Genomic DNA, 12,994 nt, shown 5'->3' on the forward strand with positions numbered 1-12,994 from the left:
GGTGCCATACCCGTCGAAAAGCTATATGTCAAGTGTGAGCACACCCCTTGACCTATCGGATAAAATGAGGAATGATATGTCACCGTACGAGACAATCCCCAAAAGTCGTGCCACTACACGGGGAGTGAGAATACCCAATGGTTAGTTTTATCTTAGAAAGAAGGGATCAGATACTCTTCGCCGCCTGGCAGCACTTTTCGCTAGTCACGCAGTGCTTGCTGTTGGCAACCGTCATCGGAACGGTCGTTGCGGCGCTGAGCTATCGGAGCAGTCTGTTTACATCCCTTACAAACAATGTTTCCGCCATAGGGTTGACGATACCGTCGTTTGCCCTCATTGGCTTGCTTATTGCGCCAGCAGGCTTCGGCGTTTTGCCCGCGGTCGTCGTCGTGACGTTCTACGCGGCCTTGCCAATTCTGCGCAATGCCCTCGTCGGCTTTTCCGGCGTCGACCGCAACACAGTGGAAGCCGCCAGGGGCCAAGGGATGTCGAAGTCCGCGACCTTCCTCAAGGTCGAGCTTCCGCTCGCTTGGCCCGTTATATTGGCGGGAATGCGGGTTTCGGCGCAAATGTCCATGGGCATCGCGGCGATCTCCGCGTACGTGCTCGGCCCCGGGCTCGGAGGATACATCTTCTCCGGCCTTTCGCGCCTCGGCGGGGCGAACTCCTTCGAGTCCGTCCTCACCGGCGTCGTGGCCATCATTTTGCTGGCGTTCATACTTGACGGTCTCCTCGTTCTGCTCGGCCGTCTGACGATTTCACGAGGTATCAATGTCTGAGAACAATTCTGCCAACCCGATCCTCGGGACCGATTCCGCGACCGACGACCCTTCAATCACCGGCGCCACGATCATCTTGGAGGAGGTGACGAAGGACTACGGCGGCGCTCAGCCCGCAGTAGACCATCTCACGCTTGAAATCCCCGCCGGCCAAACAGTCATGTTCGTCGGCCCGTCGGGGTGCGGCAAAACGACGACGCTGAAGATGATCAACCGGCTCATCGAGCCCACATCCGGCCGCATCGTCATCAACGGCGACGACGTCACGCAGATGAACGGCGACAAACTGCGCCGCCACATCGGCTACGTCATCCAGGCAGGAGGCCTCCTCCCGCATATGACGGTCGCTGAAAACATCGCCATCGTCCCCAAACTTCTCGGATGGGACAAGAAGCGGATATCCGAACGCGTCGACGAACTTTTGGACCTCGTTTCGCTCGAACCCAGCGAATATCGCAGCCGTTACCCCAAGGAGCTCTCGGGAGGCCAGCAGCAGCGCGTCGGCGTGGCACGCGCCCTCGCCGCGGACCCGCCGGTCCTCCTCATGGACGAGCCATTCGGCGCCGTGGATCCCATCACCCGCCAGCGTCTCCAAGACGAGCTCATCCATATCCAGTCCGAACTCCACAAGACGGTCGTCTTCGTCACGCACGACTTCGACGAGGCCATCAAACTCGGCGACTGGATCGTCATCTTCAACGTCGGCGGCCAAATCATGCAGTACGACACCCCCGACCAGATCTTGGCGAACCCCGCAAATGAATTTGTCGAAGACTTCATCGGCTCGGGCGCGGGTCTGCGCCAGCTCGGCCTCGCGAGGGTCAGCGCGGTTCAGCTCAAGGAAGCCGTTCGCGCCCGCCCCGGCGAAGACACACGCGAGGTCGCGAAGCGGATCAGGGACGCCAAAGTGCGCCACGCGGTGGTTCTCGATCTCAAAGAACGCCCGGTGGGATGGGTCACGCCCAAGCAGCTTTTGCGCACAGACCGGGTGAAGACCAAGTACTCCGACGAATTCCCGCTGGTGGGCGCCAGCTCGTCACTCGACGACGCCCTTGACGCCATGTTGGTTGCAGGATCGACCGAAGCGCTCGTCCACGGCAAACGGGGCCGGTTCCTCGGACTCATCACAGTCAACACCGTCATTCGAGCCATGGAAGAGATCTCCTCGAAGAATCCGGAAGACACTCCTGACGCGCCGATGGGGCACAACGCGGGAGCCTCCACGGAGGACGCCGATTCCGAGGACGCCGATTCCGAGGACGAATCGCAAGCTTCCGGGAGCTCCCCGGCCGCCGAGGCGCCCGAGGCAGACGCGACCCTCGAGAACAGCGGTGAGAGCGTATGACCAAGGCAAGGAAAAAGGTCAATGGATTGACGTGGAGGAGCCTGCTCGTCCAGCCCATTGCCCTGCTCATCATCCTCATCGTCATGTTGACATGGCGGAATACCGCGGATTTGAGCGAAACAGAAAGAGTCACCCTCGCCCCCGCCCAGCTGCAAAAGCTGACTTTGGAGCACCTCAATCTGACAGTTGTGTCAGCGGTGATCGTGCTCGCGTTGGCCATTCCAATAGGTATCATCCTTACGAGAAAGCCGTTCCGACGCCTGTCCACACCCGTCATGGTGCTCGCGAACATCGGACAGGCCGCTCCGACGGTGGGCCTCGTCGTCCTTTTCGCATTCTGGCTCGACTTCGGATACAAAGCGGCGCTCGCGAGCCTGGTGGTCTACGCGTTCCTGCCAGTACTGAAGAACACGATGGTGGGCCTGCGGGCGGTCGACCCGAAGCTCGTCGAGGCAGCCCGGGGCATGGGAATGTCAAGCCCTGCCATTCTCGCCAAGGTTGAGCTTCCTCTCGCCGTTCCGGTCATGCTCGCGGGCATCCGCACGGCGCTCGTCCTCCTGGTAGGAAGCGCCACGCTGGCCACATTCGTCAAGGGCGGCGGCCTCGGCCTCCTCATCACGACGGGGGTCAACCTCAGCCTGACCCGAGTGCTCGTGTTCGGCTCCTTGCTTGTCGCCGTTCTGGCACTCGCCGTCGATTGGGCGGCACGCGTCGTCGAATTCGTCTTCTACCCGAAGGGGCTGTGAATATGAGAGCGAAACGAAAAGGCGCACTCGCGCTGCTGACTGCCTGCCTGATGAGCCTGACGGCGTGCGGGCTCCAGCCGTCGACTTCCGGCATCAAGCCCGTCGGCCCCGGCAAGATCAAGCCGATTCCCGGGGCCAAGGGCACGAAAGTCACCGTGGGGTCGAAGGCTTTCACGGAGCAGCTGATCCTCGGCAAAATTGCGGTCTACACCGCCGAGGCCTCCGGTTTCGACGTCGTCGACATGACGAGCGTCCCGGGCTCTCAGCCCGCCCGTCAGCTCATGGTCAACGGCAAGACGAATCTGGGCTGGGAGTACACCGGAACCGCATGGCTCACCTATATGGGTCACACACGCGGAATGGCAGACCAGAAGGCGCAGTGGAAGGCAGTGAGCGACCAGGATCGGTCCAACGGAATCACCTGGGGCAAACCCTCGAAGCTCAACAACACTTACGCATTGGCGGTGCGCGAGGAATACGCGAAGGAAAAGAGGATTGAGAAACTCTCGGACATCGCGAAGCTTCCTCCTGCCGATCGGACTCTGTGCGTCGACGCAGAGTTCAATTCCCGCACCGACGGCCTCAATCCGCTGCTCAGCAAGTACGGAATTCCACGCGGAAGCTCCAACGGCGTGCCGGAGCGGAACGTTTCCGTCATGGACACGGGAACGATTTACACGGCAACCGACAGAGGATCGTGTAACTTCGGCGAGGTCTTTTCGACCGACGGGCGCATCAAGTCACTCAATTTGCGGGTGCTCAAAGACGATCTCGGTTTCTTCCCGGCTTACAACGTCTCTCCCATATACGCGACGTCACTCGTCAAGAAGTTCCCGAAGCTCCGCGCATACTTCGATCAGATGGCGCCGCTGCTGACGGACGACGAGATGCGGGAGATGAATCTCAAGGTCGACGTCGAAGGCCAGGATCCCTCGAAGGTCGCCCGCGATTGGCTGGTTTCCAAGGGGTTCATCACCAGAAAGTGAGCATTGCGGGCACCGACGTCACGCGTACGCCGCAAGGAGAAGCCTGAGAGACACATAAATGGGGGCAGCGCGCTTTCCGCTGCCCCCATTTATGTGTCTCTTATGCTTCCGGATTTGTGCGTCCAGACTCTCGCCCGGGCGCCTCGGCAATGCCTGCCCAAACGGCCGACGGCTAGCCGACCGTTCGGCTCACTCCCACCTGGCGTTGGCCAAGCCCCCGGCGATGCGGTCCGCGATCGCGTCGACCGCCTCGCGCTTGTCCGGGTTCGGGCTGGAGACGGTCACCTTTTGGCCCTCGCGGAAACCGGCTGCCATGAGCTCTGTGGCCGAATCCGCCGAAACGCCGTCGATGAAAACGTTCCCGCCCAGAGTTTTCACAAGCTGGGCAAGCTGAGCTGCGGGCCTGACGTGAAGGCCGCCGTCGTCGGTGACAACGACCTCTCGCGAATACCCCGTGCTCTTGTCTGACATATGTGGTTTCCTTTCGAATCAGTTGAACCAGAGTGAGATTTCCTTCTCCGCGTTCTCGTCGGAATCGGAGGCGTGGATGAGGTTCTCGATGTTTCCGTGACCCCATTCACGGGCCAGATCGCCGCGGATGGAACCGGGAACAGCTTGGGTCGGGTTCGTGGCGCCCGCCAGCGCCCGTACGCCTTCGATGACGTTCGCGCCACTGAAAATGGCGGCGACTACGGGGCCGCGAGTCATGTATCGGACGATTTCGGGGAAGAACGGCTTATCGGCGAGATGCGCGTAGTGCACTCGGAGAACCTCTTCCTTCGCCCGCATGAATCTGAGGTCTTCGAGCTTGTATCCTTTGGCCTCGATGCGCCCGAGAATCTCGCCGACGAGCCCCCGCTCGACGCCGTCGGGCTTGACCAGAATGAAGATGCGCTGGGAATCCATGGGCTAATTGTTTCATGGAAGCGGGATGGAAGGCACGCCCATCGTCCCGAGAATACCGGGCTCAGAAGGCTCGCTGGGGCCGCCCTCGAGGCTGCTTTTAGAGGCCTCGGCGTTGGGCGTCGGCCGCGTTCTGCCGCCGCCTCACCGGCGTTCGACGGCGCCCGGGGTGCACGCGGACACCGCCGGATACCGCATGCGAACGCTGCGTGCGGACGCGCGCAGGCACTAGGCTCCGTCCGCCCCCGGCTTTCCCATGAGCGTGCGGGCGGCGGCGACCAGCTGAATGGAGCCGAGGACGACCACGGCAGGCGAGGCCATCGGCGCGCCGTCGTCGGACTCGGCCAGACCAGCGGCGCGGTCGATCGCTTCGGCCAGGTTTCGCTCGACGAAAACTCGTCCGTCTCCGAAAACGCCGCCCGCAATGTCTGCGAGTTCGTCGGCGTCCATCGCCCGATCCGACGCGATGTCCGTGACGACGACTGCGTCCAAGACGGGCTCGAGGACCCCGAGGAAGCCCTCGACGTCCTTGTCCGCCATCATCCCAACGACGCCGACGAGCCTGCCCGGGAAGTACTCGCGCAGAGCGTCGGCCGTCGCCTGCGCGCCGTGCGGATTGTGCGCGGCGTCCACCACGACCGTCGGCGAGCTTCGAACGATCTCCAGACGCCCCGGAGACGAAACCGACATGAAGGCGTGCTCGACGACGTCGGCCGCAAAGGCGCCGCCCCCGAAGAAGGCCTCCGCCGCTGCGAGGGCGATGGCGGCGTTGCGAGCCTGATGCTCCCCCTTGAGCGCGAGCGGGACGTCTTCGTAGCGGGCCGCCGGGGTTTGAAGGGTGACGAGCTGGCCGCCGACGGCAGTTTCGCGCGAGACGAGGTGCAGCGAGGGGCCCTCCGCGACGAGGCGGGCCTTCGCCTCGCGCGTCGCGTCCATCACGATCTGCGCGACGGAGTCCTCCTGCTCCGCCGAGACGACGAACGAGCCGGGCTTGACGATTCCGACCTTTTCCCGCGCGATCTCCTCGATCGTGTGGCCGAGCCACCGCTCGTGGTCCATGGCCACGGGAAGGATGACGGCGACGTCGGCCTCGATGACGTTTGTCGCGTCCCACAGCCCGCCCATTCCGACTTCGACGACGGCCACATCGACGGGCGCATTTGCGAAGGCCGCGTAGGCCATGACGGTGAAGACCTCGAAGAAGCTCATCCGCGGCCCGCCCGCAGCCGTCGATTCGCGGTCGACCAGTTCGACGACGGGATTGACTTCCTCCCACACGGCAAGAAAGTCCTCGCGGGAAATCGCTGCGCCGTCGATGGCCATGCGTTCGCGGACCGACGTCAGGTGAGGCGAGGTGAATCTGCCCGTGCGCAGGCCGCGCTCGCGCAGAAGGGCTTCGATCATCCGGGCGGTGGAGGTCTTTCCGTTGGTTCCCGTGATGTGAATCGACCGAAACGCACGCTCGGGATTGCCCAGCATCGCCAGAGCCTTGCGCACGCGTTCGAGCGAGGGCTGCACCTTGTGCTCGGGCGCGCGGGTGAGGATCGAGCGGTAGACGGCGTCGACCGCTCCGTCCAGAGCAATCCTCTCCGCCTCGGCGACCGCGTCCGGCGGAGGGCCGGGTTTCGAATCGTCCGCGACGACGTCCGCAACGACGCTCGGATCGGGGCCCGCGACAAGCCCCGAGGAGACGATGGCTTTGACGGCGGCGTCGAACTCCTCGTCCTCCGCGGCCTCCCGCGCCAGGCGCGCGGCCTCCTCGTCTCGAGTCTGCTCATCTGGCTCCCTTTTCAAGGCGGAGCCCATTCCTTCTCCGCCTTGAAGCTCGCCCTCACCCGGAAAGCCCCGCATTTCGCCGCGGGCGCCCTCCCTCCCATCGAAGCCTCGCCCGTCGGGACCTTTGTCGTCAGGGCCGTTCCCGAGGGGGCCGCCTTGGCCTTGCATCGGACCTCCGTTCGTCGTCATCTGGCCGTTCCCCGCATGTCTGTTCGCTTCGGCTTCGAATCAAGCCTTTTCGACGTCGATTGTGAGATCGGAAGCCGCCCGCACGTCGGTGCGCACGGCGAGCGTCTCTCCCGCGATGAAGTCGATGTGCGCCTCGACCGCGCCGATTCGCGGCTCAGGGACGCCGAGCGTGAGCGCGATCCTGTCGGAGACGTGCAGGCCGGCGGCTCTGCGGGCCTCCTGCACCGCCCGCACGACGTCGCGCGCATACCCCTCGGCTTCAAGATCGTCGTCGACGTTCACGTCGAGGGCGATGTACGAGCCGGAAAGCAGGATCGTCGCGACGGCGCCGTCGTCGGCCACGACCGACGTCGTCACCGTGTACTGGCCCTCCCTGAGGCGAACCGGAGGATCCGTGTAAAGCACCGCTCCCCCGTCGACTTCCTCCCAGGCACCCTCGCGGGCCGCCTTGAAAAGAGACGACGTGAGCTTGCGCTGCTCGGGCTCGAGCTCGCGCGGAAGGACGGCGAGCTCCCGGGTTGCCGTCATGCCGCAGGTCTCGATGCTTTCGAGGCGAACCTCCTTGACGTTGACCTCCGAAGCGACGAGGTCGGAGAACTCGGAGAGGTCTTGATTCGACACGATCCAGAGAGTCCTCAGCGGGAGTCGGACGCGGAGCTTGTTCGCCTTGCGCAACGAATGCCCGGCCGAGACGATCTCGCGCACTTCGTCCATCTGAGCGACCAGCTCGGGGTCGTCACATGTTTCGGGAAGCTCAGGCCAATCCGTCAGGTGCACCGAGCGCTCGCCCGTCAGTCCCTTGTACATCTCCTCCGCCAGAAGCGGCAGAAGCGGCGCTACGATCTTCGACACGTTGACGAGCACCGTGTAAAGCGTGTCAAAAGCCCTCTCATCCTCGTTCCAGAAACGGTCGCGCGAAGTGCGGACGTACCAATTCGTCAGCATGTCGATGTAATCGCGAACGCTCTGGCACGCCGACGATATGTCGAAGGCGTCAAGGTCTTCGCGCACGGCGTCGGCGAGCCTCTTCGTATGCGCCAGAACGTACCGGTCCTGCACGTCGAGCGCGGCGAGGGCCTGCGCGTCGGCAAGGTCGATGCTCTCGGCGAGATAGCCTTGGCCGCCGTCGGCCGCCCCGGCATAGAGGGTGAAGAAGTAGTAGGCGTTCCACAGCGGAAGAAGCACCTGCCGCACGGCGTCGCGGATCGCGGCCTCCTTGACCACAAGATTGCCCCCTCGCACCACGGGCGAGCTCATGAGGAACCAGCGCATGGCGTCAGAGCCGTGCCGGGCGAAGACCTCGGAGACGTCAGGGTAGTTGCGAAGAGACTTCGACATCTTCCGCCCGTCGTCGCCCAGGACGATGCCGTGCGAGACGCAGTTGCGGAAAGCCGGCCGGTCGAAAAGCGCCGTAGCGAGGACGTGGAGGGTGTAGAACCAGCCGCGGGTCTGCCCGATGTACTCGACGATGAAGTCGCCGGGGTAGTGGTTGTCGAACCACTCCCTGTTTTCGAACGGATAATGCACCTGGGCGAAGGGCATTGAGCCGGATTCGAACCAGCAGTCGAGGACGTCGCTCACCCTGCGCATGGTCGATTTCCCGCTCGGATCGTCGGGGTTGGGCCTGGTTAAGGTGTCGATGAACGGACGATGCAGATCGGTGACTTCCACGCCGAAGTCCCTCTCCAGCTCGGCGAAGGAGCCATAGACGTCGACGCGGGGGAAGTCCGGATCGTCGCTTGCCCACACGGGAATCGGGGCGCCCCAGTAGCGATTTCGCGAGATCGACCAATCGCGCGCTCCGGCCAGCCAGTTGCCGAAGATTCCGTCTTTGACGTGTTCGGGCGTCCACGTGATCTCCTGGTTGAGCTCGACCATGCGGTCCCGTATGGCCGTCACCTTGACGAACCAGGAAGACACAGGCTTGTAAATGAGCGGCTTGCGGCAGCGCCAGCAATGCGGATAGCTGTGGACGTAGCTCTTGCGCTGGACGAGCACGGCTCGCCTGTCGCGCTCGATCGCAGCCAGCGGCCCGCTCGAGTCGCGCAAATCAGCGATGATCGGCTTGTTGGCATCGAAGACATGCAAGCCCTCGTAATCGGGGACTTCGGCGGTGAAGCAGCCTCCTTCGTCGACCGGGGCGACCGTGCCGATTCCGGCCTCCTGGCAGGCGATCATGTCGTCCTCGCCGAAGGACGCGAGGTGGACCAGACCGGTGCCGTCCTCCGTCGTGACGAAATCCGTCCCGACGACGGTCCATACGTTCGGCCCGGGATCCGCGCCCTCTTCGAGATATTCGGGCGCATTGAAGTAGTCGAAGATCGGATGGTACCTGCGGCCTGCGAGCTCGCTGCCTCGAATCCGAGCGAGCACGTCCGGCTCCTCCCCGAGCTCTTTCGCGTAAGCCTTGAGACGCGACTCGGCGACGATGACGTCCTCGCCCGCCACAGGCGAGTCGAGGGCTTCGGGGACGCGGACGACGGCGTAGTCGACGTCCGGCCCGACGGCGACGGCGAGATTCGACGGAAGGGTCCACGGCGTGGTCGTCCAGATGAGGATCAACTCGGGGCGTTCCGCCCCCTCGCGGACGGGCTCGACCAGCCGCATGCCGACGGTGACTGTCTCATCCTGGCGGTCCTGGTATACCTCGTCGTCCATCTTCAACTCGTGATTGGACAACGGGGTGCGATCGTTCCAGCAGTATGGAAGGACCCGGTAGCCCTTGTAGACGAGGCCCTTGTCGTAGAGCGTCTTGAACGCCCACATGACGGACTCCATGTAGGTGGGGTCGAGGGTCTTGTAGTCGTTGTCGAAGTCGACCCATCGCGCCTGGCAGGTGACGTATTCCTGCCATTCGTCGGTGTAGCGGAGCACTGAGGACCGGCAGGCCTCGTTGAAGGCCTCGATTCCGATTCCTCCCTCGCGCGTGATCTCCGAAACGTCCTCGATTCCCAGAAGGCGCTGAGCCTCGAGCTCGGCGGGAAGCCCATGGGTGTCCCAACCGAAGCGGCGTTCGACGCGGCATCCCTTCATCGTCCGATAACGCCCGACGACGTCCTTGATGTACCCCGTCAACAGGTGGCCGTAATGGGGCAGCCCGTTTGCGAAAGGGGGGCCGTCATAGAAGACAAACTCGTTGGAGCCGTTCGGTCCCGCGGGCCGGTTGTCGATGGACGCCTGAAAGGTCCCGTCCTTCTTCCAGAAGGCGAGAATGCCCTCCTCAATCTTCGGGAAGTCCGGCGACGCCTCGACGCGCGCCTGACGGTCCAGGGGATAGTGGCCTTTAGCACCCATTGTTGCTCCTCATACATCGCCCGAGCGAGGACGACTCTCAGCGGTTGCCTTAAGCCGCGGTACCACCCCGCTTGCCCCGCGCGATGCGTGGCCTCTCATTGGGACGATGACGGGTCCAACCGCCCGGTTCTACTTGGGACGGAAACACTGAACTTCGAAGATCTCATTTCGAAGGACGATGTTCCTTCCGGTTCTTCCGGGAGCTCGCCGGTGATAGCCGGGTCAACGCGAAAATTTATTCTAGCGATGTTTTCGGCAGATCGAAAGAGGCAGAGAAGTGACGTTGGAAACCTTCTCCCCTGGCCAGAAACTTCGCCAGGAAACCACGAAGGCTTGTCGATCCTTCCCGGAAAACGACAAAGGCGTCCCCCGAGAATCGACAGGGCCGACTTATTGTGCCCGTCGATCCTCGGGGGACGTAGAGGAAGGGTTCACGCTCCCGGCCGTTTTACGGGCTTTACGGGAGCCGTCTCCGAAGCCGCGGCTTTTCGGCTCCGGCTCTCACAGGAGGATCATGCCTTCTTACGACGAAGGATGAGGATGCCTCCCGCTGCGGCAATCAGTGCGACGGCTGCCATTCCCGCGACCGAGGCTCCGGTGTTGGGAAGGGACCTGCCGCGATTGGCCGCCTTCTGCTCGACTTTCGGCGCCATTGGCTTGGCGGCGTTCGGAGGAACGGGCTTTCCAGCATTCGACATCGGCGGAACCGGCTTCGACGGATCGGCGACCGGCTTCGACGGATCGGCGACCGGCTTCGAAGGGGTGGTCGAAGGCGTCACCGAGGGGGTGGCCGTGACCGAAGGCGTCGATGTGACGGACGGCGTCGGCGTCGGGGTCTCCGACGGCGACGGGGTCTCCGAAGGCGACGGCGTCGGCGAGGGGGTCGGCTTGGTGTAGACGTTCGTGAAGGTCAGGGCCTTGACGGCGTCCTTCTCCTCCAAGGTGAAGGTTTGAGGCTCGGCGATTTTGACTTTGTAATCGCCGTTTTGCGCCGAAGTTTCATCTTCGGTCACGGTGCAGGAGGTTCCCACTGGAAGCTGTTTGCCCAAGGGCGTCGCGGTTCCGTCTCCGGAGACCTCCATCTTGCCTTTGACCTCGTCTTCTCCGGCCGGCTTGCAGATGTAGCCGAAGACGAACTTCTTTTTGGAAAGGTCGACGTCCGTGGGGGCTTCTATCTTCTTCGCCACGGAGAACGAGGCGTAGTCCATGGTGTAGGTGTTCTTTGCTTTGACTTTGATTTCGCACGGCATCGGCCCGCGGGGCAGGTCGAAATCGATCGAGCGGGCTGCGACGTCCACTGCGGCCTTTTTCGCCGACGACGCACGGGATGCGGCCTTGGAAGTGGACGCTTTCTTTGCTGCGGCGGAGGAAGCCGTCTTCGCGACCGACGCCGGACGGCTCTGAGGCGACTGTCCGGGCGGAGGCCCTTGGCACTCGCGCGCCTGGGACATTTCCACGGCGAGCGTCGCTCCGGTTACGCTGGCGTCTTTCTCAGTCACCTTGCAGCGATCGCCGCCGAGCTTGTCGATCTTGACTTCCTTGCCGGGCTCGACCTTCACCGTGCCGCTGGAAAGGACCTTGCCGTCGTCGTCCGTGCACGAATACTCATACTCGAAAGTCGCGGGGGCGAGCTTCGCCCCATCTCCGAGGACCTCTTTGGAGATAGACACGACGCCGCTGTACGGGCGATAGAAGTTATTGACTCGCACTCCCACCGGACGGTTCGCGACAATCGCGAAATCGGTCGATTGCTGAGCCTTGTTGCTTTGACCGGCCTGCGGGACGGACTGGGGGCTGCGGCCGCCGGGAGGCGGCGGGGCGGGGCTGGTGGACGCGACGATATCGTAGCGCCAGTAAGCGTTCGGAACGGAAGCGTCCTGCTCGGTCACCGTGCAGGTTCCCTCGGGGACGTCGGCGACTCTCACAGGAGTGCCCGGCGTCAACGTGAGAGCGGCTTCCTTCGTCGTCGCCCCTGCCGCATTGCGACAGACGTAATTGACGGTGAAAGTCGAGGGCGCCACGAAGTTCGGCGGCGAGTATACGTTCTTGACGACGGTGAATTCGCCGGTCGCTTCAGCGGGCTTGTCCTCTGCGGTCGCCGCGGGACGGTTCCCGGAAGTCGCCTGCGCAGCAGCGATCGGGGCCGACGTGGCCGCCGCTTTCGCGGAAGCTTTGGCCTGGGCGGGCGCCGTCGTCCCTGCGGATGCGACGGGCCTTGCGCCGGCGGCGGCCTTTGAAGCGGCCGGGGTTGCAGTTCCCGCCTTCTTCCCCGCAGCGCTCTGCTTGGCCGAAGGCGTCGCCTTTGCGCCGGAGGCCCCCGGGGCGACTATGCTGCCAAGGCCCGAAGAAGCGATGCCGCCTATGGAAACGGTCCGCTGTGAATCCCCTGTTCCCCCGGTTGTTTCATTGCCGGTGGCGGGGTCCGCATGCGCCGAGTCCACGCCGGGAATGACGAGCGCGCCCAGGGAGAGGGCGGACGCGACAACCACACCCAACGCTCGGGCAGGGGCAGCGAGTCTCCCCTTTTTCTTTGTGCCCATTCTTTTCTTTGCCTTTCGCTGAAAAGCCCGGGCCCGTGCGTCTCAGCGGGTCCGGTCGGTAAATTACCCAGACACGATAACACCGCATTTCCAGGATTTTCGGCGCAAACATACAACCTGAGAATGAAGCGGAAGTCGTAGTCCCACCCGTTGAAACTAACCGAGACGCGCCCCTGTCCGCCCCGCATTTTGGCCGTCTGCGGCGAAGCGCAGCCCGCGGGCGCGCATTTGGGCAAGCCGAGGGCCGATCAGCCCTCAGGGGGACCGCGCCGTCCGGGAGATCTGTGACGCCGACTGCCCAGAATCCGATGAAGCAAAATCCATTCGAGCCGCAGACCCGCGAGGCCTGCACCGTTGATGCACGCGCGTCGCCCGCTAGGGTGAGGATCTGCTTGTCAAGGCGGGGTTGCTCGTCAAGGCGAAGACCGCCACAAGA

Annotated in this window: 10 protein-coding genes; 5 read left to right on the forward strand and 5 right to left on the reverse strand. The window is 63.4% G+C overall.

Features of this window, described 5'->3' with window-relative positions:
- Nucleotides 1-221: 221 nt before the first annotated feature.
- From A4H34_RS09860 to A4H34_RS09875, 4 genes are read left to right on the forward strand one after another with little or no spacing between them, the layout of a single operon-like run.
- A complete protein-coding gene (locus A4H34_RS09860; protein ID WP_231871031.1) occupies nucleotides 222-779 on the forward strand; it encodes an ABC transporter permease in 558 nt (185 codons plus the stop codon).
- Nucleotides 772-2,124 (forward strand): ABC transporter ATP-binding protein, encoded by a 1,353-nt coding sequence (locus A4H34_RS09865; protein WP_064231979.1) that lies wholly within the window; start codon nucleotides 772-774, stop codon nucleotides 2,122-2,124. The genes A4H34_RS09860 and A4H34_RS09865 overlap by 8 nt, the downstream gene beginning before the upstream one ends.
- A complete protein-coding gene (locus A4H34_RS09870; protein WP_009199916.1) occupies nucleotides 2,121-2,870 on the forward strand; it encodes an ABC transporter permease in 750 nt (249 codons plus the stop codon). Before A4H34_RS09865 ends, A4H34_RS09870 begins: the two co-directional genes overlap by 4 nt.
- A 2-nt stretch (nucleotides 2,871-2,872) precedes the next feature.
- The gene (locus A4H34_RS09875; RefSeq protein WP_064231980.1) at nucleotides 2,873-3,856 is read left to right on the forward strand and encodes a glycine betaine ABC transporter substrate-binding protein; all 984 of its coding nucleotides are present in this window, start codon (nucleotides 2,873-2,875) and stop codon (nucleotides 3,854-3,856) included.
- Nucleotides 3,857-4,045: 189 nt separating this feature from the next.
- On the opposite strand, the gene A4H34_RS09880 is transcribed toward A4H34_RS09875, so the two are convergent.
- Nucleotides 4,046-4,327, reverse strand: a complete 282-nt coding sequence (locus tag A4H34_RS09880) for an HPr family phosphocarrier protein (protein WP_009199919.1) — start codon at nucleotides 4,325-4,327, stop codon at nucleotides 4,046-4,048.
- A gap of 18 nt (nucleotides 4,328-4,345) precedes the next feature.
- Nucleotides 4,346-4,762 (reverse strand): nucleoside-diphosphate kinase, encoded by a 417-nt coding sequence (gene ndk / locus A4H34_RS09885; protein WP_009199920.1) that lies wholly within the window; start codon nucleotides 4,760-4,762, stop codon nucleotides 4,346-4,348.
- A 25-nt stretch (nucleotides 4,763-4,787) separates the two neighbouring features.
- Between ndk and A4H34_RS09890 the strand changes: the two genes are divergently transcribed.
- On the forward strand, nucleotides 4,788-4,991 hold the full coding sequence (locus A4H34_RS09890; protein WP_064231981.1) for a hypothetical protein: 204 nt from the start codon (nucleotides 4,788-4,790) through the stop codon (nucleotides 4,989-4,991).
- On the opposite strand, the gene A4H34_RS09895 is transcribed toward A4H34_RS09890, so the two are convergent.
- The 3 genes from A4H34_RS09895 to A4H34_RS09905 form a co-directional block, all read right to left on the reverse strand.
- Nucleotides 4,988-6,703 (reverse strand): bifunctional folylpolyglutamate synthase/dihydrofolate synthase, encoded by a 1,716-nt coding sequence (locus tag A4H34_RS09895; protein ID WP_064231982.1) that lies wholly within the window; start codon nucleotides 6,701-6,703, stop codon nucleotides 4,988-4,990. The genes A4H34_RS09890 and A4H34_RS09895 overlap by 4 nt on opposite strands.
- 60 nt (nucleotides 6,704-6,763) lie before the next feature.
- On the reverse strand, nucleotides 6,764-10,018 hold the full coding sequence (gene ileS / locus A4H34_RS09900; protein WP_064231983.1) for an isoleucine--tRNA ligase: 3,255 nt from the start codon (nucleotides 10,016-10,018) through the stop codon (nucleotides 6,764-6,766).
- 512 nt (nucleotides 10,019-10,530) lie between these two features.
- The gene (locus A4H34_RS09905) at nucleotides 10,531-12,558 is read right to left on the reverse strand and encodes a DUF5979 domain-containing protein (protein ID WP_064231984.1); all 2,028 of its coding nucleotides are present in this window, start codon (nucleotides 12,556-12,558) and stop codon (nucleotides 10,531-10,533) included.
- Nucleotides 12,559-12,994 lie beyond the last annotated feature (436 nt).

This window comes from Peptidiphaga gingivicola (genome assembly GCF_001652275.1).
Classification (GTDB): Bacteria; Actinomycetota; Actinomycetes; order Actinomycetales; family Actinomycetaceae; genus Peptidiphaga; species Peptidiphaga gingivicola.